Source organism: Leptothoe kymatousa TAU-MAC 1615, from assembly GCF_018739865.1.
GTDB lineage: Bacteria > Cyanobacteriota > Cyanobacteriia > Phormidesmidales > Phormidesmidaceae > Leptothoe > Leptothoe kymatousa.
The window spans coordinates 841,260-862,935 of sequence record NZ_JADOER010000004.1; the positions used below are offsets into that span (position 1 = coordinate 841,260).

The 21,676-nt window shown below is 49.8% G+C and carries 13 protein-coding genes; 6 read left to right on the top strand and 7 right to left on the bottom strand.

The features are described from left to right. Positions 1-166: 166 nt before the first annotated feature. Complete coding sequence (locus IXB28_RS05975) at positions 167-2,548, top strand: alpha/beta hydrolase family protein (protein WP_246559629.1); 2,382 nt, start codon at positions 167-169, stop codon at positions 2,546-2,548. 105 nt (positions 2,549-2,653) lie between these two features. Here the strand turns inward: IXB28_RS05975 and IXB28_RS05980 are convergent, their stop codons facing one another. The 3 genes from IXB28_RS05980 to groL form a co-directional block, all read right to left on the bottom strand. Further along, on the bottom strand, positions 2,654-6,565 hold the full coding sequence (locus tag IXB28_RS05980; RefSeq protein ID WP_215617621.1) for a G8 domain-containing protein: 3,912 nt from the start codon (positions 6,563-6,565) through the stop codon (positions 2,654-2,656). 1,028 nt (positions 6,566-7,593) lie between these two features. Then, positions 7,594-8,091, bottom strand: coding sequence for a hypothetical protein (locus IXB28_RS05985; RefSeq protein ID WP_215617622.1), 498 nt, complete (start codon positions 8,089-8,091; stop codon positions 7,594-7,596). Positions 8,092-8,293: 202 nt separating this feature from the next. Beyond that, positions 8,294-9,973 (bottom strand): chaperonin GroEL, encoded by a 1,680-nt coding sequence (gene groL / locus IXB28_RS05990; RefSeq protein ID WP_215617623.1) that lies wholly within the window; start codon positions 9,971-9,973, stop codon positions 8,294-8,296. A 1,176-nt stretch (positions 9,974-11,149) separates the two neighbouring features. On the opposite strand from groL, the gene IXB28_RS05995 reads away from it, so the two are divergent. Next, positions 11,150-11,464, top strand: a complete 315-nt coding sequence (locus tag IXB28_RS05995) for a Mo-dependent nitrogenase C-terminal domain-containing protein (protein WP_215617624.1) — start codon at positions 11,150-11,152, stop codon at positions 11,462-11,464. A gap of 215 nt (positions 11,465-11,679) precedes the next feature. Here the strand turns inward: IXB28_RS05995 and IXB28_RS06000 are convergent, their stop codons facing one another. Continuing rightward, a complete protein-coding gene (locus IXB28_RS06000; RefSeq protein ID WP_246559630.1) occupies positions 11,680-12,552 on the bottom strand; it encodes an ATP adenylyltransferase family protein in 873 nt (290 codons plus the stop codon). A 195-nt stretch (positions 12,553-12,747) separates the two neighbouring features. On the opposite strand from IXB28_RS06000, the gene IXB28_RS06005 reads away from it, so the two are divergent. Further along, on the top strand, positions 12,748-13,596 hold the full coding sequence (locus IXB28_RS06005) for a CPBP family intramembrane glutamic endopeptidase (protein WP_215617626.1): 849 nt from the start codon (positions 12,748-12,750) through the stop codon (positions 13,594-13,596). A 23-nt stretch (positions 13,597-13,619) separates the two neighbouring features. On the opposite strand, the gene IXB28_RS06010 is transcribed toward IXB28_RS06005, so the two are convergent. Beyond that, positions 13,620-14,873, bottom strand: coding sequence for a YcjF family protein (locus IXB28_RS06010; RefSeq protein ID WP_215617627.1), 1,254 nt, complete (start codon positions 14,871-14,873; stop codon positions 13,620-13,622). 219 nt (positions 14,874-15,092) lie between these two features. Here IXB28_RS06010 and psb34 point away from each other — a divergent pair, with 219 nt between their 5' ends. After that, positions 15,093-15,263 carry a photosystem II assembly protein Psb34 gene (gene psb34, locus IXB28_RS06015; RefSeq protein WP_215617628.1) on the top strand — a complete coding sequence of 57 codons (171 nt, stop codon included), beginning with the start codon at positions 15,093-15,095 and terminating at the stop codon, positions 15,261-15,263. A gap of 342 nt (positions 15,264-15,605) precedes the next feature. Then, positions 15,606-17,732, top strand: a complete 2,127-nt coding sequence (locus tag IXB28_RS06020; RefSeq protein ID WP_215617629.1) for a hypothetical protein — start codon at positions 15,606-15,608, stop codon at positions 17,730-17,732. A gap of 19 nt (positions 17,733-17,751) precedes the next feature. Here the strand turns inward: IXB28_RS06020 and IXB28_RS06025 are convergent, their stop codons facing one another. Continuing rightward, positions 17,752-20,037 carry a caspase, EACC1-associated type gene (locus IXB28_RS06025; RefSeq protein WP_215617630.1) on the bottom strand — a complete coding sequence of 762 codons (2,286 nt, stop codon included), beginning with the start codon at positions 20,035-20,037 and terminating at the stop codon, positions 17,752-17,754. 534 nt (positions 20,038-20,571) lie between these two features. Here IXB28_RS06025 and IXB28_RS06030 point away from each other — a divergent pair. Next, positions 20,572-21,102, top strand: a complete 531-nt coding sequence (locus IXB28_RS06030; RefSeq protein WP_215617631.1) for a hypothetical protein — start codon at positions 20,572-20,574, stop codon at positions 21,100-21,102. A gap of 18 nt (positions 21,103-21,120) precedes the next feature. Here IXB28_RS06030 and IXB28_RS06035 read toward each other — a convergent pair whose 3' ends face one another. Next, positions 21,121-21,549 (bottom strand): hypothetical protein, encoded by a 429-nt coding sequence (locus IXB28_RS06035; protein ID WP_215617632.1) that lies wholly within the window; start codon positions 21,547-21,549, stop codon positions 21,121-21,123. Positions 21,550-21,676: the final 127 nt, after the last annotated feature.

Sequence of the window (21,676 nt, forward strand, 5' to 3'; positions counted from 1 at the left end):
TCTGGGAAAACGCACGCCGGTTTCTGATGTTGAGTTTTGACCGTTGATGACCGATGAATCGTTACGAACGGGCAGTCTCTAATTTTTAGGTTCTAGCTCTAAAGATGTTCTAAAAGACGTTATGCTGCGCCGATTGCTGTTGCTTGTTGTTTTCCCCCTGATGACTATGCCTGCCTCCGCCCAGACTCCGCCGACCCAATCGACATGGCAAAATCCGCCGGAACCGATTGTGTCTATGTTGGATGTGGACCCGCTGCCAGCCGTTTCTATATCGCCGGATAGCCAATGGCTGCTGGAGTTTGAGCGACGGTCGTTGCCCCCCATTTCGGAGCTGGCTCAACCCTGGGTTGCGATCGCAGGTACGAAACTCAACCCGAAAACCTGGGGACCTGCCCAGGAGGGGTTCTACACCGGCATTTCAGTGCGCACACTGGGGGCCACCGACAGCACCCCCATCTATTTACCCCCAGAGGCCCGCATCCGTAACCTGCGGTGGTCCTACGATAGTCGTTATCTAGCCTTTACCCTCACCCAGGCCGATGGCATTGAGCTATGGGTGCTCGATGTGGCCGCGGCGAAGGCGAAGCCCCTCACTGGCCCCATGCTGAATGGGGTGTATGGCACCCCCTGTCGCTGGCTACCGGGGGAAAATGAGGGGCTGGTGTGTAAGGTGCGGCCCCAAGGGGTGGGCCAGCCACCGGCAGAACCGACGGTGCCCCTAGGCCCCGTGATTGAGAGCAGCCAGGGCCGGGTGGCCGCTAACCGCACCTATACCAATCTGTTGGCCAGCCCCCACGATGAGGCCCTCCTGGAGTACTATTTTTCTTCCCAGCTGGCCCACATTAGCCTCGACGGAGAGATTACGCTTTTAGATAATCCCAGCCTGATTCGCAATGTCACCGTGTCGCCAGATGGCCAGTGGCTGTTGCGCTCCACCGTGCACCGTCCGTTCTCCTATCAGGTGCCGCTTTCCCGCTTTCCCGTACGCTACGAGGTGCTTAACCGCCAGGGAGAGGTGATACACGAACTGGTGGATTTGCCCCTCGCCGATGATGTGCCCATTGCGTTTGATTCTGTGCGCCGGGGCAAGCGCGGCATTCGGTGGCGTGCCGATCAACCGGCTACGCTTTACTGGGCAGAAGCGTTGGATGACGGGGATGCCAGTGTGGCCGCCGAGCATCGTGATGCCGTTTATACCCTGGCCGCTCCCTTTGATGGCGACCCTAGGGAAATTTGGCGGAGTACCCTGCGTTTTCGGGGGATGATTTGGGGCAATGGGAATATTGCGATCGCAACAGAGGCTTGGTACGACACCCGGCAGGTAAAAAACTGGGCCATGTCTCCTGATGAGCCCACTGCCGCTCCCATTCTCCTCAGTGAACGAGACTTTCAAGATGCCTATGCCAACCCTGGCCAGCCGGTCACCCAGCCCGGCCCCTATGGCCGTTCGGTGCTGATGTTGAACGAGGCCAACGACAGCATCTACCTAAGTGGAGATGGGGCCTCGCCGGAGGGGGTATTTCCGTTCCTAGATCGGTTGCATCTGTCGGATTTGGAAACGGAGCGGCTGTGGCAGGCCGCGGGCGACAGCTTTAGCCGCGTCACGCGGGTGCTGGATAATGGTGCGCAATCGCTGATTGTGCGGCGACAGTCTCCGAGCATGCCCGGTAACTATTACCAGCTCGATTTGGCCCGTGAAGCAGAGACGACGCTGACTAACTTTGCCGATCCCCTACCCTGGTATGCCAATGTGCAAAAAGAGATTGTGCGCTATTCCCGGGCCGATGGGGTCACCTTAACGGCCACCCTATATTTGCCACCGGGCTACAATCCCGACCAGGATGGTACCCTGCCGACGCTGCTATGGGTCTATCCGCAAGAATTTAAGGACCGTGAGGTTGCCAGCCAAAACACCCGTCCGGAACATACCTTTACCCGGCCCGGCCGAGATTCTGTTCTCTTTTTGCTAACCCAAGGCTATGCCGTGCTCAGTGGCCCCACCATGCCCATTATTGGCGAAGGGGATGCTGAACCGAATGACACCTATATTGAGCAGCTGGTGGCCAGTGCGGAGGCGGCTGTGAACTATCTGGTGGAGCGCGGGGTGAGTGATGGGTCTCGCCTAGCCATTGGCGGCCATTCCTACGGGGCATTTACAACGGCCAATTTGCTGGCCCACAGTGACCTGTTCCAGGCGGGCATTGCCCGCAGCGGGGCCTACAACCGCACCCTGACTCCCTTTGGCTTCCAAGGGGAACAGCGTAATTTTTGGGAAACCCCGGAAACCTATTTGAAAATGTCGCCGTTTATTGCGGCGGAGAAAATCAACGAGCCCCTATTGCTTATCCACGGTGCGGAAGACAACAATTCGGGCACCTTTCCCATTCAGTCCGAGCGGCTCTATGAAGCCATGAAGGGCTTAGGCGGAACGGTGCGCTATGTGTCACTACCGGCCGAAGGCCACGGCTATCGGTCGCGGGAGGCGGTGGGCCATGTGCTGTGGGAAATGGTGGAATGGTTGGATGAACACGTGAAGGGGGAGAATTAATCGGGGTAACCGATCAAGCCTCCCTAAAGGCCCCATCGGTTGATTATCCTGGTGAGAGAGTTCATACCATAAGGGGAGATTGCCCCCTATGGTATGAGCTACAGCCTAGACGCTAACGCCGGTCAATGTGCCGGATGTGCCTTCGAGGGCCAGAAAGGCAATGGATTCATTGGCATGACCCAGTTCCCTATCTAAGGATCTCTCCTCGGCCACTTTGGCCCCGAAGCCCATATTGTCGATACTGTCTATGCGCACGTTGGCGATGTCGGCGTCATAAAAAGAACCTAGTTTGGCAATTACCGATGGTGCTGTTTCAAAGGCCTCGTCAAATTGTATGAATGTGGGCTTTTTACCCACAGAGCGATCCGTCATGCCTCCCTGTAAGATGCTATCCCCATCAAAGCCATTGCCCAAGGCTAACCAGCCAATGGTTTCTTTGTCATGTTCGCCTTCATTTAGGGCTTCTTCCTCTTGCATAGCCAATTGGAAGCCGCTGTTAGTCTGATTTCTCACCCGAGTGGTTACCCAGTCTCCATCATTGGTGGTTTGCACCTGGGAAAGGACTGTGGGCGCATTGCCAAAATTATCCAGCGCGATCGCATCAAACCCATTGGACGTCAATTTATTCGACGTATGGGTGCCCGCAGAGATGCGCCCACCGTTGGCAAGGTTCCAGTCTCCCGCTTCCATAACAATGTAAGAAACAGATTCTTTGGTATGTCGCCCGTCCTTATAGGTGGGTTCCTGTAGGCGCAGTTGAAACGTGTCATCAGTCACGTTCTTAATGCGAACAACCGCCGGGTCTTTCCCTCTCAAACTAGGATCCGACACAATCACCACCGGATTATCGTAGTCATAATCTAGAGAGACTGTTTGCCATTGATGATTAATTCGCAAAGTATCATACTCACCAATAACAGTATCGGTAGGAGCAGGCTCAGGAGTCGGAGCGGGCGTGGGCTCGGGCACAGGCTCAGGAGTAGGAGCGGGCGTGGGTTCAGGAGCGGGCTCAGGAGTCGGAGCGGGCGTGGGCGTGGGCTCAGGGGTGGGCTCGGGTGCAGGCTCGGGAGTAGGCTCAGGAGTCGGTGCGGGCGTGGGCTCGGGTGCAGGCGTGGGGGTACTGCCCTGGTAATCACCACCCAGTTGGACATTATCAATCGCCACAGCATCCCCGTTATTATCTATTCCAGTTGCGTCCACACGGAACATTAAAAATTGATAGCCATCGCCCAAATCAACGGTTTTGCTTAAGGTCTGCGAATCAAAGAACTCGCCATCTTCACCCCCAAACACGTCTGCATACAGTAGCTCACTGGACATGGGTAGCGTACCAACCTGTTCAGGACCAATATCTTCCCAGGGATTATTGTTAAATTGTCCATCAACTCCCCAGAGAGAAACCTTGACCTCATTAAACTGCCAGGACTGATTACTCCCTTCCTTATTAGTGAGATCAAAACTCAGGGTTTGCTCTCCTTTGTGAATCCCCTTATTCTCCACGACCTGGGCAAGTTTTCCTTGGCCGACGCCTACTTTTGAAAGTACGGCTTGGCCATTACTACGACTGACGGCGTCAGTCGCTAGCCAGCCCTCATCAGCCCACCGGCTATTCCCTTTCCAGATTTCCAAATATTGCCCAGAACTGTTAAACTCACCATCCTTAAATGCATTTGCATATGCCGTTGGTTCAACGGTGATCGTCTTGGTTAAGGTGTGGGCTGCACCCTGGTTATCCAAAACTTGCAGCGCGACCTCGTGGGTGCCTGCTTGGTTAAATTGGTGGGTTACCTGACGACCAAAGGCATCAATATTCCCATCATTATCAAAGTCCCAACCATAAATTGAAATACCTTTGCTATTGGACGGATACGCCGAGGCATTGCCATTGAGCTTGAATGGATCACTATCTTGAGAATCACCGCCATCAAAGTTAACGGCAAGCCCGCCTACTGCACTCACCTTAAAATCAGCAACGGGAGCTTTGTTGCCACTTTTTTGATCAAAGGTGGTGTTTTTAATGGCAAAGGCTTCCAAGAACTCATCGCCGTCAGCATCACCAATGTTGCCACCAATGTTGCCACCAAATTTGGTGATGTTATAGGTGTTATTACTAAACTTACTATCAGTAATGGAAGACTGGGTAAAGTCTCTTTCCTCGTCTAGGAACTCTATTTGAACACCTCGATTAAACCCTTGGACATTGAGGTTTTTGTAGTTAGTACTAAACGTGGCATGGTTATGGAAAATGCCACTCCCCCCACTAGGGCTATCAACATTGCCTACAACCAGACCATTCTCAAAATCAAGATTACTATTGTAAGTAACGGTTAGGCCTTCCCAGCGCGTGCCCCAAAGGGTAAAGTCATCAATGAGACCGCGCACTTGGTGTGCCGTTTGGGGCCCGGGGCTGCTGAACTCTAGGTTTCCATCCAGGTTAGTCATCACCCCCCAAACCCTCATTCCAGTTTGGGTGTTATAGCTTTCAAAGCCAGTTTTGGGGCTCAGGGGCGCATCGGTAACGTCGATTTCTTGCTGCCCTGGCTGAGCCACCTGATCGCGCTCATTGGTAAATAGATTTTTTACCTGAATAGTTTCTTTTTCCCGGAAATGATCTTGGGGATTAAGACTATCGCCGAAAATGGTGAGACCGGCATCATTGGTACTGATGGCGACATTGTCCTCCATGACAATCTGGGCAGCACCCTGCAACCAATATCCTTCACCACGAAAGCCAAAATCAAACTTGTTAGCGCGGTTATTTTCCTGCTGTTGGGCCACTCCCGAGGGAATTCCCGTGGTTTTAATAACGATGTTATTTTCCCATCGGCCCAGTTCATTTCCAGCTTCAGCCGCAATGCCGCTACCCGCGACATCAAAGACAACGTTGTCTTTGATAATGGCGTTGCTATCGTGGTGGGCAATGCCCCAACCTGGGGAACCCACAACCGCATTACCTTCTAGCACCGCCGCTAGGCCATTCACATCGTCAGCCCCGGTGCGATGCACATGTAGGGCGTAGCGACCCCGAACGTTTGTGCCAGAGCCACTTGAGCCATCTACGTTTTGGCCGATATCGTCGATCAGTTTAGTTTTATCGGTGCGGCCCAAATTATAGAAACCGGCATTGTGCACCTGCACGTCGGGATTGTGCATGAACATGACATGCCCCCGTTGCAGAGTCGGCGTGTCAGCACCGTCTTCACTTTCGATTACTACGTTGCGGCTAGTGTTGGCTACATAAAGTTTTAGCTGGTCCTTTTCTGCAATATCAGGCCGTACATGGTCAAATCGTAGAACGGTATTATTTCCCTGGGTAATGTTGTCGTTGGTGAACTTGACTCGATTACCGTTAATTTCGGTAATTGTTAATACCTCATCCCGAAAGCGGCTATTGTCGTCATCGTTGCCGTTCGGTCCATAGCTAGTTCCTCCAAGTACCAGTTGGTCGCCCACTGCCCAACCGGTGGGGTTGCCTTTAAGGATAAGCTCACTGTCACCTGCTTCGGCATCTTGGGCCAAGGCAATGAAGTCAGTTTTCTCAGCTCCATAGATGTTAACTTTGCCGTGGGTAATTACCCCGCGACTGAGTTGGGTGGGATCCCAACTGGTATCGATCTTACCTTCGTTGGCAATGATAATTTGAGCTGTTTTATCTGCCTCAATGGGATTCTCTTCTGTTCCTATATTGAGGGTGCCCTGCGGCATCTCCACAAAGGTATCAACCACCATTTTGGTGTTTTGATTGTGGGCAAAGGTGAGGGTGCCATCGAGGCGAACAGTTTTGAGGCGGGCATCGCTTTCACTGTCGTAGAGAACCTGAACGCCCTCTGAAATCATCACATGGGCACCATTATCTGGAATGTTGCCGTCTTTCCAGGTGCTGGCATCAAACCATGGGCCGTTATTAATCGCAATGTGGGTGGCTTGGTCCTTGGGCAACAAATCCATCAGAGCAGAATGCTCTTTCATTTTGGCAGGATCGTCGCTATGGGCCATACCCGCATGTGTCGTATTCATATTAGTGCTGTTACTCCGTAATCTGATTGTTTTCAAATGGCGGAGATGCCCCTTGGGTGTGAGTTTTAAGATTTCCTGCTATGGGAAATGCGGTTACTATGTAGATTTTCTGGTTGGCAGCCCAATTTGCACAGCGAACGCTGCTGAATCTAGATACTGACAGCGTTGGTCGCCTTTGTTATAGGACAATCTTGGCTAAAACCATTGAGCCATCAAGCCCCAATGTGGCAGGCAAACTTTCTAATGCATTGCTGCATATATAAGCTTGTTGCAGCTCCTAAGGTTGAATAGATTGTCTTGTTCCCTACGTCAGAAACGAGATTGTTCTCACTCACTGAATAAAAAAGAGAGTGGTTGGTTTAGTCAGTAATGCCTATGCGATTAAATATCAACATATAAGCTATTTCTATATAAAGGCTAATATACCTATCTATACTTAGAAATAATTCATATGCTGGCTATCATGGACTTAAAAATAGTAAATCCTTAGATTTTAGCTATTTTTAGCATTCAGCTTACAACAACTATCCCGCTAAAAATATGATGTCAACCATATTTAAGCTGGTTTGTTTTGCCAAAATTAGCCAATGATATAGAGCGCTTATTAAGTTTGCGACGCTATGCCCTAACTTAATCAACAAAAACTGGCGAATAATGGCGCTTTTGGGGTGCTAGAAAATCTTTCTGCTTCATAAACTGCTCTGGACTTCGATGGTATCAACAGAGCTCAACTAGCCTAAAAGGAACAATAAGATGCAAATTAAAGTTGCAAGAACACGGACAACAGTAAATTCGTAATCTTATCTAACCACCCTGAAACCAATGCTTTACGCTATTTTTCTAGAACATGAAGATAGCTGCAACTGTTCTATTAAATCTTTTTGGTGATGAAATGTCAACTTTATGAAAATATTGAATCCGGTGTGATTTATCTAACATCGGTTAGATAATCGGTTAGAGACGCTCTGATGTTGCTGTTAATCACGCTGTTGCTACGATGCTGGCGTTTTTAGAGTATTCCGGCGTTATTACTCTAGAAATGATCCGACCATGAGCTTTTGCAGCATCCATACGAGGCTGACTGCTAGGGCTGCGCTCCAGATGGTGGCTGCCAGAATGAGTTTGCCATTGAGGACACATAGACTACCAGCCATGAGTAGTGAGAGCGCTACACCACTGGAAATTCTAACTAGCGTTTGCACAATTTCAGTTAGCTTGCGTAGGCGAGTGGCCACATCATCGCTGGATATGGGAGAGATGGCGGCTTCTAATAAAGTTTGAAAGCTATCGTAATGCTTGGGGTCGATGTGGTAGTAGGTGCCCAAGTCGGTATCGCGTAGGGCGGGGTTGGAACGTAGCCCAAACTGTTTGGCTGTTGCGATCGCAGCCCGTACCTGGCGTTTACTCGCCACGCCGCTAAACGCATCAAACAACGACTCCCGATACACCCCCGCCTTGGCCATTTCCAAGATCCGCTGGCTAAGTTCCACTTCCTGAATCTGGGCGAGGTCAGATACGCGAGTCACTGGCTACTTCCAATTACGGTCTAAGTAAAAATGTACTATCTAGAATATCGCTGATCCCCATTTTTGCGTCAATCAATCAACTAAAAAATACAGATTAACTAAAAAACGTAGGGTCGTTACCAACAACGACCCTACGCCATATCAATCTAGGTTTATCCCTGCCGAAAAGGAGGGGCCTTCGGGCAGAAGGCTTGGGCAAGTGTTACATCATGCCGGGCATGCCCATGCCGCCCATGCCGCCCATGCCACCCATGCCGCCCATGCCGCCCATGCCGCCCATGTCGCCACCGGGCGCGGCAGATTCAGGTTCGGGCTTCTCTACCACTAGCGCTTCAGTGGTGAGTACCATGCCAGAGACGGATGCCGCATCCTGTAGTGCAGAACGTACAACCTTGGCCGGGTCAACAATACCGCTGGCCATCAGGTCTTCGTAAGCGCCGGTTAGGGCGTTATAACCTTCGTTGAAAGGCATGGAGCGTACCTTTTCAACCACAACGCTACCTTCATCACCCGCATTGTCAGCAATCTGACGCAGGGGGGCTTCCACAGCGCGCATCACGATGTCCACACCGGTCTGCTCTTCTGCCGTCAGGCTAGATTTTACGCTTTCCAGCTTTTGCGCCAGGTGTAGCAGGGTGATGCCGCCACCAGGAACAATGCCTTCATCCACAGCGGCCTTAGTAGCGCTGAGGGCATCTTCGATGCGCAGCTTACGGTCTTTGAGTTCAGTTTCAGTGGCTGCACCGACCTTAATGACGGCAACGCCACCAGCTAGCTTAGCCAAGCGCTCAGATAGCTTTTCTTTGTCATACTCAGAATCGGTTTCCGCTAGCTCACGGCGAATTTGACTAATGCGCTCGTCGATGACGGCTTTGTTGCCACTTTCAGACACGATTGTGGTGGTGTCCTTAGTAATGGTGATCTTATTAGCATGGCCCAGCATGTCCTCATTGGCCATTTCTAGGCTAAGGCCGACTTCCTCAGAAATCAGGGTGCCGCCGGTCAGGGCTGCGATGTCGCGAAGCATGGCCTTACGACGCTCACCGAAACCAGGCGCTTTCACGGCTGCAACGTTGAGCACACCGCGGGCCTTGTTGACCACTAGGGTGGCTAGGGCTTCACCATCCACATCTTCAGCGATGATAACCAGGGGCTTGCCAGCGCGGGCAATGTTTTCCAGAATGCCCACCAGGTCCTGCATGGAACTGATCTTTTTGTCGGTGATCAGCAGCAATGCACCGTCAAGGTCAGCGATCATCCGCTCTTGATCGGTCACGAAGTAGGGGGAGAGGTAACCGCGATCGATTTGCATCCCTTCTACCACATCCAATTCGGTGTGGAGGGACTTGGATTCTTCGACGGTAATTACACCATCTTTAGTCACCTTATCCATGGCCTCAGCAATCATGTTGCCGACGGTTTCGTCGCTGCCAGCAGATACGGTGGCTACCTGGGCAATTTCTTTACCTTCTACAGGCTTGGCCGCTGCAGCAATTTCGCTTACCAGCATGTTGACTGCCTTTTCAATACCCCGGCGCAGACTAACTGGGTTAGCACCTGCAGCAACGTTCTTAAGGCCTTCACGAATGATTGCTTGAGCTAGTACCGTAGCTGTGGTGGTACCATCACCCGCTAGATCCTTAGTCTTAGAAGCCACTTCCTGGATCAGACGTGCTCCAGTATTTTCATAGGGATCAGATAGCTCGATTTCCTTCGCGATGGTAATACCATCGTTCACAATCTGAGGTGCGCCGAATTTCTTCTCTAATACAACGTTACGCCCCTTGGGACCCAGGGTAATCTTGACCGCATCGGCCAAGGCATTAACGCCTCGTTCTAAAGCCTGGCGGGACTTTTCATCAAATACTACCAGTTTCGCCATAGTCAGCTCGTTTAGCTCTGCAATGAAAGACCTTAGCACTCTCTGTATCAGAGTGCTAACTAAGCCTATATCACGATACGAAGTTGCTTAATTCGGGATAACCGATCCTTTGGGCTAGGGCCGCTAGCCATGGCTATTCAGGAGGGATTGCTACTAGTCGTCAACTTTTATTGAGTTGCCTATAGATGGCCGCCGAGTTGCGTATGGTATGGATCGCGGTGTTAGACCGAACTCAATTGGTATGACTGTTGGAATATGACTGTTGGAAAAATAAGTTTACCCACTTACTTTCCAATGGCTTTTCAATGGCTTTTCTAATTAAGCCCCGCCTTTTGAGAATTGTGATTGGGATGCTTAAATCAAGTTTCTTTGTTGAAACTGTTTATTCCTTTTTAGGACCATATCTAACACAGTAAAAAAAGAAACTTTTGGTGAAGGAACGTGAGATTTTGCCCATTACTTGTTTTGGGTCGGGGTACCTGGAAAAATTGTTGTCCTTGATACCGTTTTTGGGTGTTTATTGTGACTAAACATCACTCCCATGAGATTTGGGAGTCCGGAAATGTTCGTACGTTTTGTGTTTTTTCAATACACTCTTGCGAGAGTATTTATAGATGTTTATGTAATTCTTCTGATTGCTCCTCTTTTGGATTGGGGCAGTATGACCATAGGTAAGTGATATTTCATGATTTTTAATGAATTAGGTTTCCATAAAACCCTAATATTCTTACCGAATTGCCGTGAGTATCCGGAAATCTGACGGCTAGATGCGTATCTTGCATCAAATACAGGGAAATGTTGTGCTGGTGACCCACAAAAACAGATTTATCTTCTAGTATTTACTAGCTTGATTTAATTTGTTTTTAGGTTTTCACCTTTCTATCTCTTTTATTTTTTTGACTTTATTGGAGCTTTAGAAAATTTTCGTCAGAGTTATTCTTCGCTTTACCTAGAGCTAACTCTAATTGCTTACTGTAGAGGAGATTTAATCGCTGTTCTACAGCCTGCCTATAAAACGTCTTTTCCATATCATTATTAGCGGCTGATTTAAGGGGTAAATTAATCTGAGTAGCGCTTTTCTGTGTCTTTCAGGGTAAACCTCGCCGAGGGTCAGCAACACGAACCCTTCTAAATAACTTCTTTTCCTGAAAAAAGTACGTCTTTATTATTTGAATCATGTCTTCTGCCACTGCATTTCTGAAGAATCATGTCTTCCATGGGGCCAAAAAGCAATTCAAGCCCCTTCAACCCCTTCGCCGTTGGCTAGATAACCTTACGGTTACGGATCCCGCCATCGCGCGCCGCATTGCTCATCTAGTACCCGCTCAATGTCCCTTTGAGCGAGATATCGTTTTGTTTGGTCGCACCATTGCCCACATCCCACCGATGTGTAAGCTGAACCCCCTATACGATGAGGTGGTGGGTTTACGTTTTCGTGCCCTATGCTTCTTGGCGGATGAGTGTGGCGAAGATATCTCCGCTTTGTTTTAACTTGGCATTGAAGGCCCTTTGAGCTCTGTTTTTCTTAGGTTTTAGTCTCTACGTAGGGTCTAAGTAAAGCGCTATCATCCCGCCCGCATTCTCTAGTCCCTTCCCTGCCTGGGACCTTATGTTTGTGCGTTCCCTAGTATGGGTAGGATTAATTGAAAATTAGCAACGTTGGTGGTTCGACTGATCGTCGGCAGCGTTTTTTCTCACCGGGGGAATTAGGTCTTGGTGGTCCCTACCCGTTGAAGTAACGTCATTGGACCTAGCTGTTTCAGCCTATCCATTTGCTCCTGGTTTTTGACGAGTAGCGAACCGGCGAACCCAAGGGAGTTTACTGAAATACCCAGATGGTCGTCTTGGTGACGCGGCACAATCATCATCCAATTTTTTGTTCCTAAAAAGTTATAGGCCTGTTGCTGTTCTCCTTGCCAGGTCCCTGTTGGTTCGCCAATGGCCAGGCTAGTCAGCAATTGGCGATACGTGGTTAACCATTGTTGGGGATCGTCATCGAGGCTGACCTGGGCAATGCCATGGCCATAGGGCAGCAAGGGCGATTGTCCGATCCCGTTAATAAACGTGGTGGCCTGCACGGCGGTTTCAACCGGCAATGCCATGGATTGTTGGGGGACCACTTGCAGATGTTTGTGGGGTTGGCTGGCGCCTGCTTGGGGACCGCCGTTGTAAAAAAATAGGCCTGGAACTTCGGCTAAGCTGCGGTGGAGGGCTATAAAGTCAGCGAGGGTGAGCCAGGTGAGCTGCGATTCGAAAGCGCGGGTAACGATGAGAAAATGGTGATCTACGACATTGAATTTGTTGAGTAAACAGACGTGGGTTTCGGAAACGTCGGTTACGTATAGATTCGCATCGTAGGGGAGAAAGGGATTCGTTTTTTCTTTGGTTTGAACTTTGCGAGCTTGGGCCTTGCGATTGAGGTTGGTTAAAATTCGCACAATGAAGTCGATGTTACCGTCCTTGACGATTTCGTAGTCGGTATCGATGGGGGCTAAGGCTCCGGTGGCAAGCCCATGGTCAGTTTGGGTTCGGAGTTTGGACCAGAGGGTCTTGGATTGCCAGGGTTTGCGATCGCTCATGGGCATAAAACAGCGACTACTTTATCGGTATTAGGTCGTGGCACGAAATTGGTCAGCAGCGTGAATTGGCAGCGGCTATCGGCAACGCCCAATGCATTTCTATCATGGCGACGGCAAAAATGACCTGGGAAGGACTGTTCCCTTCGCTTACAATCTATCTAATTAAGACCTAATTTTATTGGTAACCAGTGCAACATGGGCAGGAACCCTTTCGATATCCTTAAATTCCGCAGCCATGTGCTCATTACCTTTCTATTGAGCTACTCCTTGGTGGTAACTCTATATGTCATCTTAGGGTACTTCCAACTACTGCCCTGGCCCCTAGAAGATAGGCTTTGGCAGCCTGTCAATTCCATGCTTATCTTTGGCATCATGTGTGCCACCTTAGTTGTGACCGGTAAACAAGCTGGCCTAAGTTTGCCTCGGCTGTTTGGCAAAGCACCTCGATTTCCCTGGGGCTATGGCCTGTTGCTGATCACCAGCATGTTTATTTTCTCGCTCAGTAGCTCCCTCATAATTTTCTATGGCATTTCCCTGTTTGCCCCCGGATTTGTTGAAGAGCGCCTATCGGAGTCATTGCTCAATGTAGAAACCTCCGTACCTCAGCTGTATCGTTATTTAATGTTGTTTGTGGCAATTATTTTTGCCCCGATTGCTGAGGAATTTATCTTTCGAGGTGTTTTGTTGCAGCGCTGGGCCGTACGCTGGAACCTATCCGTTGGCATTCTCCTGTCATCGGTTCTGTTCGGCATTTTGCACCTCAACAATCCGTTGGGCCTCACCATGTTCGGGGTGATTATGGCGTTGCTCTACATTCGCACCCGTAGTCTCTGGGTGCCCATTTTGGCCCACGCCTTTAATAATATTGTGTCAGTGACCCCAGAGTTGTTGTCATCTACGCCTGAGACCTTTGACCTGGGCGAATTTCAAAGTAGCTGGTGGATAGCTCTGATCGGGCTGTGTGTGGCCGCACCTACCCTCAGCCACTTTATTTACACCACCTGGCCCAAAAAAGAGGCTCCACCTCCGTACTTGCGCAATTAGCTACAGGTGCTCAAGTCTTCTCCCTAACGCTTTTGTGCTTTAAATCTCTCTTTTGCAGATTTGAACGCTTCTTGCATGGCGGTTTGGATTCTTTCCGGGTCTGGCTTTTTGCCACCCATCAAATCGCCAAAATAGATGCAAGCGCCTTCCCCTAAAGCCCATGTGTAAGCAGCGGCCCAGGATGCCGCAATCACACTGCCAAGACCGGGAACAAGTTTAATTAACTCTCGCCCAACGGCCTGGGCTAGGAACCCACCGGCGATGGTACTAGCCACCCCCCCCGCTTGGGAAAAGCTCAGCCGCTGACCATAGAGCTGCCCCACCACCACAATCATAGAAACCTGTAATGCCGTGATGGCGGGCATGGTGGCAAAGGGCAGGGGCACAGCGGCTAAGGTGGCTGCAATGACGGAAAAAGCAGAAATATAACGCCGGGCCACATCTTTATAAATGGCTCCCAACTGGGTTGTGGCTTCATCCGCCTGATCGAGCAGTTGATGAATGGCATTGGACTCTGCTTCGGGGAGTCGGTCGGACAATATCTCTAGTAGGGCATTTAAGCCATACAAAACCGGGGTATATCCATCTTCCTCCAAGGTGAAGTCGATCATGACAGCACTGTCATACAGCCCATCAAAACTCCGTTTCAGTTCTCCAAATGCCCGTTGGACTTCGGTTTGGCTGGGGGGATAAGGAGAATGCTCCTGATCGTTAGCATAGAGTTCATGGAGGCAGGTAACCACTAAAACGACAGGAATGTTGGGATGCTGTTTTCTCAGCTGTTGTAAGGTTCGATGTAAGCTGCCCACAGCAAAATCAGTGATCTTGACTGTGACTAAGAGTATTCTTGCCCCCCGGGCCTGTTGCCCCAGGTCGTCCTGTAGTTCCTGAATAATGGTGTCTACGTCTTGTTCTATATCCCCTAGGCCTACGGTGTCGGTGAACAGCAACAGGGGTAAATCTTCAGAGGGGTAGGCGTAGCGCTGGGTGTGTTGAGTGTGGGGGCGAAATCCTTGGCCAATGATATCGGTGGATACGCCAGTGAGGCCGCGCACGATGGAACTTTTGCCAGACTGAGGTTTGCCAATTAGCCAGGCCTCTGTTGTGGGTAGTTCCGTGCGAATTTCTTCTAAAATGCTGGCAATCTGCTGATCGTCGACCACAAACCATTTCAGCAAACGCTGGGTTAGCTGTTCGGTGGACAAAATAGCTTTCAGGGATGACCAAGCGGGACGTATTGTAGTCCCCAAAAATTCTTCAGGCGCGGATGCTACCATCGCATCTCCTCACATGCGGCAATAGCATTGTAGCGATTCTTTGATGGCTACTTGGGTAGGGTTCCTACCCTGATTAGGTGCTGATGTTACTACATAGTTTTGCGGAGGTTGCCCCCTGGAAACTGATGTCGAACTATTGAGTTGTGTGTAAATTGCGATAGATATCTACATCAAACTTTGCTAAAATAAAAATCATCAGCGTAGTAAGAGTTTATACCTATGCCATATACCACTGAAGAAGGTGGACGCCTTAATAATTTTGCTTCTGAGCCTAAGATGTATGAGGCTGAGCCCCCCACATCTAGTGAGAAGCGCAACTACCTTATTTTCGGTATCTTGGGCGCTTCCCTGGTGGTTGGTCTAATTGCCATAACTGCAGTCGTTTCCTAGCAGTTCAACTTTTTGGTTGTTGCTACGGTGATAGTTATTGATTGATAATTGCTGGATTTTTGATTTATTCAATGCCTAGGCCAGATTAAATGTCTGAGTTCTAGGCGTCGTAGTCAGTGATTATTCAGTGCTCAAAGGTCCGTTTTGGCGGGCCTTTTTTGGTATCTGGGTTTATTTATGTTGCCAGGGTTGGTTTTCGATGGGCTGTGCCCATAGCTTTTGCTACTAAAGGCTTTCAGGGATATCAATTGTATTGACTAGCTTGACCAGTGCTATGGGTCCTTGCTGTTACTGTAATATTCAGATTCAACTTTCAAGGCTGTAAAAACGCTGCAGGTAAGTATGTCTGAATTGGCTACGACGTCGGTCTGGATCACGGGGGGAACCCGTTGTGGAAAAACTGAGGCGTTGATCCATTGGCTATCCCAGCAGCAGGGGGTGGCTGAACGGCCGTGGTTGGTGTTTGCTGCCAATGGCGATAATCGTATGGCCCTGGCCCAGCGGTTGGCGGCGACGGTTCAAGATCGGGTGCCCTATCGGACAACAACGCCCGCTGGTTTTATTCAAAGTGAGATCATTCTTTTTTGGCCATTGTTGGTGGAATTGTTGGATCTCAAGGCCCAGTTTCCGTTGAAGTTACGCCCTGAAAATGAGCAGCTTCTGGCCTTGAGACTTTGGCAGCCGCTGTTGGCAGAATCGCTGCAGGTGGAGGGGTGGTCTGAGTCGCAAATGGTGCGGCGGGCGCTGGATTTATTTCAATTGGCGGCATCTGCTGAGATTCCAACGGAATCCATTACCCCTCGTCTTTGTCAGGGACTGGTGCGCGTGCCCCCGCAGATTTGGGAGCAGATGGGGGCGGCCCTGTTGGATTGGCGAGCCTGGTGTTTGCAGCGGGGGTTGCTGACCTATGGATTAATGACGGAGTTGTATTGGCGGTATCTACTGCCCTTGCCCCAATACCAAACCCAGCTACTGGAGCGTTTTGTGGGCACGGTGGCGGATGATGTGGATGAGTATAGCGCGATCGCAATTTCTCTGTTTCGGGTCTTTCAAGCTGCCGGTGTCTCCCAGGCATTTACCTACAATCCCAGGGGGCAAGTGCGTTTGGGGGTGGGGGCCGATCCGGTGGCGACGGGGGCATTATCTGCGGGCTGCCAGGGTATGGAACTGGCCGCTGCCCAGGCACACCAGAATTTAGGCAGTGTGCTGGCTGACGATATGGTGCGGTGGGTTCAGGACCCGCTGGCGGTACCTGAATTGCCTGCCGCAGTGCAGCTAATCAGTGCCACCACCCGGGGCAAAATGCTGCGGCAAACCGCAGAGTTTATCGCCGATGCTATTCATCGCCAGCAAGTGACCCCCCAGGAAATTGCGGTGATTGGTCCTGGCCTCGATGCCATTGCCCGCTATAGCCTGATTGAAATTTTAAGCAATCGCGGCATTGGGGTGGCCTCCCTCAAAGATCAAAGGCCGCTGATTAGTTCGCCATTTGTGCGATCTCTACTCACCCTATTTACCCTCGTCTATCCCAACCTGGGTCGCCTCGTCAATCGAGATGCCGTAGCTGAAATGCTAGTGGTTCTTAGCCAAACCCCAGAAACCGATGCCAGTTTGCCCTGGTTTGACCTCACCCACATTGACCCGGTGCGCTCAGAACTCATTGCCGACCACTGCTTTGTGCCCGATATTGAGCATCCGCGGCTGTTGCCAGTGGAGAACTTTCCCCGGTGGGATCGACTGGGGCACCAAGCAACAGCGGCCTATGGACGTATTTTGGACTGGATCAACACCCAAAAACAACAACAGCGTCAGCGTTATCCCATTAGTCCCGTCATCGTCCTAGACCGGGCTGTGCAAGACTTCCTATGGCGGGGCAACTATTTACCCACCGATCAGCTATCGGCGCTGCGGGAGTTAATGGAAACCGCCCAGTACTTTTGGGAGGTGGAGCAACGGTTAGCCCTCTACGACGGCATGCCTGGAACCAATGCCCTGAGCGATGTAGGGCGTTTTATCCAATTGTTGCAACGGGGGACCGTATCCGCTAATCCGTATCCAACCCGTTCCCTAGATGGCATTGCCCCAGGCATTACCTTAGCCACCGTGTTTCAATATCGGGCTCAACGGCTAAATCATCGCTGGCAGTTTTGGTTAGACGCCGGCTCTCCCCGTTGGCTAACGGGGCGCGATGAGCTATTTGGGGCAGAGGTTTTCCTCAGCGATTGGCCCCAGAGGCCGGTCACCGCCTTGGATACAGAAACCATGCATGAAGCAAGGTTAGAGAGAATCTTACGAGATTTACTCGGCCGCACAACAGAAAACCTATTTCTGTGTCACAGTGAGCTAGCCCTCAATGGTCAAGAACAGGTTGGCCCTCTCCTGGCCGTTGTCAATGCTGTTGAGCCAGGCGATGCCGATGATATCCCAGACAACGCCAACGCTCTGCTGGGGGAAACTAGCGGGGGGTAGTCCCGGTGACCTAGCCGCACTATCCCCCTTGGAGCATCAGTTTGAGACGCTCACGCTTCTCTGGTGTTAACCCATAGATCAGGGATGCCGGTTTGCCAATAATGTGACCTTGTACGTAGGCGACCCCCAATTTTTTTAGGTCATACAGTGTAATAGGGGCTTCTTCGTCTAACCCTTCAACAATGATCTTGGTGATGTGCAGTTCGTTGGAGCGAGCGGCAATATTGTGCACAAACTGGATAATGGTTTCTACCTGTTGTTGATGGAGAATATCGCGATCAATTTTGATATAGGGCGGCCTTAGGCCTGCCAGTCTGGACACCGAGGCATGGCCTACCCCAAAATCATCAATACCAAATTGAATGCCCAGTTCCTGGGTGTATTTAATTAACCGATTTTTGAAGTTTTTGAAGGGAGATTTTAGCTTTACTCCGTTGTTATAAGTGGGGAAGCCTACTTTTTCAGAAATCTCCAAAATCAAGCAGTGGGACGGTAGCAGCGGATCGCCATTTTCATCGGGTTGGGTTAGGGCGGCAACGGTTTCAAAATAAGCCGTTCTCATCAGCGATTCTGGGTACACATTCACCGATAGGGGAGCCATATCCATCGTGTTGATCGTGTCCCGTTCCCGATTGTGTTGCAGGTTTAGGTCAATATATTGTTTGACCGAACGCTTGAGGAGTTCGATATCTAACTGGATGGTAAATTTACGCCCCCATATTTCCGCCGCATCAAATAAATCCTTCGGCGCAGTCAGGCTTTCTGGATCTCTGGCCAAGGCTTCCCAGCCGCTAATGGCAATTCGCCTAACATCTAAGACCGGTTCAAAATGCATGTTGATCTGGGCCAGGCGATTACAAAACAGTTCATAGCGTCGGTTATAAAATGCCAGCGGCAAAAACCCATAATTGTGCTTTAGAGTGTCTAAAATATGGGCTTCTACTCTTTCCGGGGTCAGGCCAAAGTTTTCAATTGCGGCAAAAAAGCTAGTGACAATATTGGTGTAAGCGTCATTGATATAGTCTGACCCTCGCTTTAACCCACACACCACCATAAACTCATCACTGTGGGATAGGTTGAGGGGAATGACAATAAAGGCCTGGGGATTTTTAGTGGTTTCATCTTCTAAAAATCTATAGAGGCCATGGCGTCCAGTGGTAAAAATAGACTCCACTGAGATCGTCGATAAAATCTCCTCCTTCAGAATTTCGCCATAGATAATCTCATTGTCTTCACTGGCTAAATTGCTTTGTGACCGTAGCTTCCATCCATTTTCTCCTTTGGAATGGCTGATGGTGAATACCAAATTGGCATCGGAGGCAATTCTGATGGCTTCTAGAATAAACTCAGGCCACTTGCTGCCATCGTCATTAAATGCGCTTCCCTGGGTGAGGCGACGATTTTTGACTTGTTCAATCAGTCTTTCGATAAACAGTCGCAGGGGATCGAGCAGGCTGGGGATGGGGTTATAGGGGCTATCATCATCGATCTGAATTTTATTTTGAATTGAAATATGGTCTAGGGCAATTCTTTTTTCGGTAATATCGGGTTCTTCCTGGAGCTTCGGCTTAACCCTGGCCAGGACAATGTCAAACCCTTGGTCTTTTAGGACAATGATTTTGGGGGTAATGTGGGGGAGTTCGTCTTGAACTTTGCGGGTTGCATATTCGTGTAGTTCATGAATGGAAATTTTTCCATCTTGGTTGATATCAGCGGCACCCGTTTCAATTCCTTTTACCAGGTGGTGTGTGTATACAGAGAGCTTGGCATCCTTAGATTCAAAGGAATATTGGGTGGAACTAGAAGACGTTAGAACCACGTGTCCTTCGGCCCCAAGCTGTCCGACAAAGTCGATGGAGTCGTCATTTTTAGCAAGGTAGTCGTTTTGAAAGGCACCGCTGAAGCAGCAGTCGAGAATCAGGGCCTGCCGTTTTGCCCGACACCGGGTCATTTGGTCGCGAACAAACATGGCACTAACGGCAGAGGACTGCATCAGTTCTCCGGTTTCATGCTTATAGGTTTCTTGGGTGGCAAAAAAGAGTTTGTTGCGGTTGTCTTTGATGCCATGGCCAGAAAAGAAAACTAAAGCCAAGTCATGTTTGGCGCAGCTTGCGAACAGCTCTTCAATAGCCCGCTGCATTTCATGGGAGTGGGGATTGATTAAGGTTTTGACTTCATTAAATGCACCAGCTTCAGGATCTTTCAACACCTGGGCCATGGCGCTGACGTCATTTTCCGAAGAGGGTAAAGGCGTGAGGTCAGAATTGTACTCACTCACTCCAATCAAGAGTGCTCGCTTTTGCATATGTCCGTCTAAATGAGCTTAGGATTCCCATCAACTTTGGTTGATTAACGTTAGGCCCCTAACGCAGTAGGGCAGGACAGATGGCGCAGAGCGCGTTTGATTTTGAGGGCTTAGGGGTGTTTTAACCAAATAAGGATTGCTCGACTTGGTACACAGTCTTGAATGATACGCTGGCTGCTGCTGGCTGCAGGTAGAAGATATCTTTTTTAGTTGCCGGAGGTATTAAGCATTGTTGCGAATCGAGTTTTTCTGTATAGCTCAAAAAAGTGTTGGGCAATACTTATAGTTATCAGAACTTCCATTGCGATTCTATCTTGAAGATTTAGCTCTCGGATATATTGCCAAAATCAGTACGAGCGACAAACTTGCGAAGGGCCCTCTGCCTGTAGTTTGCTTTGCGCATAGTTGTTTGCAATCTGTCTTCATTGTTTGTTGAGAGATAAATGGCAAGCAATAGGTTCTTGCCTCTGCGATGAATCCCTAAACAGCATCCAGGTTCTGAATGATATGGAACAAGCTACCCCAGGAAGTTAGATGATGTTTAAAGGACTCTTTAGCGGCACTATTTTAGGCTTCATTGCTATATTTTCCCTTGCGGCATCTAGTCGGGCTTCACCCAGTGAACCTGTGACTGTGGATGTTTATGGTTCTTCCTATAGTGTGGAGTTAGAGTATGCGGCTACGCATCGGCTATTGAGCCATCAACCCTGGTGGGGAAAGAAGCGACTGGCTGGTGAACTGTGTGAAGCGCTGGTGGAACAGGGCACTGAGATTGCCAATGTAGGTTTTAACGTGATGGAAATTAGCGGTAAAACCTATATTGAAGCATACCTCGTGATGCCATCGGCTACCTGTAGTGGCCCGGTTGTTATTTCACCAGAGGATATCGGTGAATCGGCAGGTGGAACCTTTGTTGTCGTCTCTAATAGCCATATTTGCTTGACTGATAGTTCTCCGAATGAACCGGTGGCTCAACTTGATAAGAACAATCGGCCTGAAGTCATGGATGATTATGGGATGGTGACTTGGAATTGCAGCTATTTTAATTATTCCATGGTGTATTAGGGCGCGATCGCAACGACGTTACTGGGTATCTGGATTGATGGGCGTGATGTATTGATTGTTGGCGCGTACGTAGCATGTGTAGTTAACGGCGGCCTCGTTGACCACAATGTGGCGCACATCCAAAACGTTGGCATTAACCTTTAGCCAGGGACTACCGTTAATGCGGCTGATGGCATCATCGCTATGGAAGGCAGAATCAACGACAGCGCCATAGGCTAGGGTCACAACAATGTCACCGTTGCTATTGCGGCAGTTGAGACCGGTTCTATCGGGTTCAATCACCAGCCACTGCCTGTGGGGATAGGTGCCCCGGTTGCCCCTGACCCTGGCGGTAATAAAGTCTCCATTTTCGTCAAAGTTGGGCACATCTGCCATTTGTGCCTGGGCTGTTGTAGCGCTACAAAGCCAAGCGCAGAGGAACGGTAGTAGAAAAGTACGAACCTGCATGGCAACACTCCTAAGCCTGGGACAGCAACGATTGAGTATATCTTGTAAAACAACTATAGAGAACAGTAGGGGGTGGCACCATCCGATAAATGTATGAACTAGAGGTGTCGGTGGTGATTGCTAAGTT

Excerpts from the sequence above, each read along its gene's own strand:
- IXB28_RS06005 (WP_215617626.1), top strand. The coding sequence starts at position 12,748 with ATGGGCAGGAACCCTTTCGATATCCTTAAATTCCGCAGCCATGTGCTC.
- IXB28_RS05980 (WP_215617621.1), bottom strand. The coding sequence starts at position 6,565 with ATGAATACGACACATGCGGGTATGGCCCATAGCGACGATCCTGCCAAA.
- IXB28_RS05975 (WP_246559629.1), top strand. The coding sequence starts at position 167 with ATGCCTGCCTCCGCCCAGACTCCGCCGACCCAATCGACATGGCAAAAT.
- psb34 (WP_215617628.1), top strand. The coding sequence starts at position 15,093 with ATGCCATATACCACTGAAGAAGGTGGACGCCTTAATAATTTTGCTTCT.
- IXB28_RS06025 (WP_215617630.1), bottom strand. The coding sequence starts at position 20,037 with ATGCAAAAGCGAGCACTCTTGATTGGAGTGAGTGAGTACAATTCTGAC.
- IXB28_RS06035 (WP_215617632.1), bottom strand. The coding sequence starts at position 21,549 with ATGCAGGTTCGTACTTTTCTACTACCGTTCCTCTGCGCTTGGCTTTGT.
- groL (WP_215617623.1), bottom strand. The coding sequence starts at position 9,973 with ATGGCGAAACTGGTAGTATTTGATGAAAAGTCCCGCCAGGCTTTAGAA.
- IXB28_RS06000 (WP_246559630.1), bottom strand. The coding sequence starts at position 12,552 with ATGAGCGATCGCAAACCCTGGCAATCCAAGACCCTCTGGTCCAAACTC.
- IXB28_RS05995 (WP_215617624.1), top strand. The coding sequence starts at position 11,150 with ATGTCTTCTGCCACTGCATTTCTGAAGAATCATGTCTTCCATGGGGCC.
- IXB28_RS06020 (WP_215617629.1), top strand. The coding sequence starts at position 15,606 with ATGTCTGAATTGGCTACGACGTCGGTCTGGATCACGGGGGGAACCCGT.
- IXB28_RS06030 (WP_215617631.1), top strand. The coding sequence starts at position 20,572 with ATGATGTTTAAAGGACTCTTTAGCGGCACTATTTTAGGCTTCATTGCT.
- IXB28_RS06010 (WP_215617627.1), bottom strand. The coding sequence starts at position 14,873 with ATGGTAGCATCCGCGCCTGAAGAATTTTTGGGGACTACAATACGTCCC.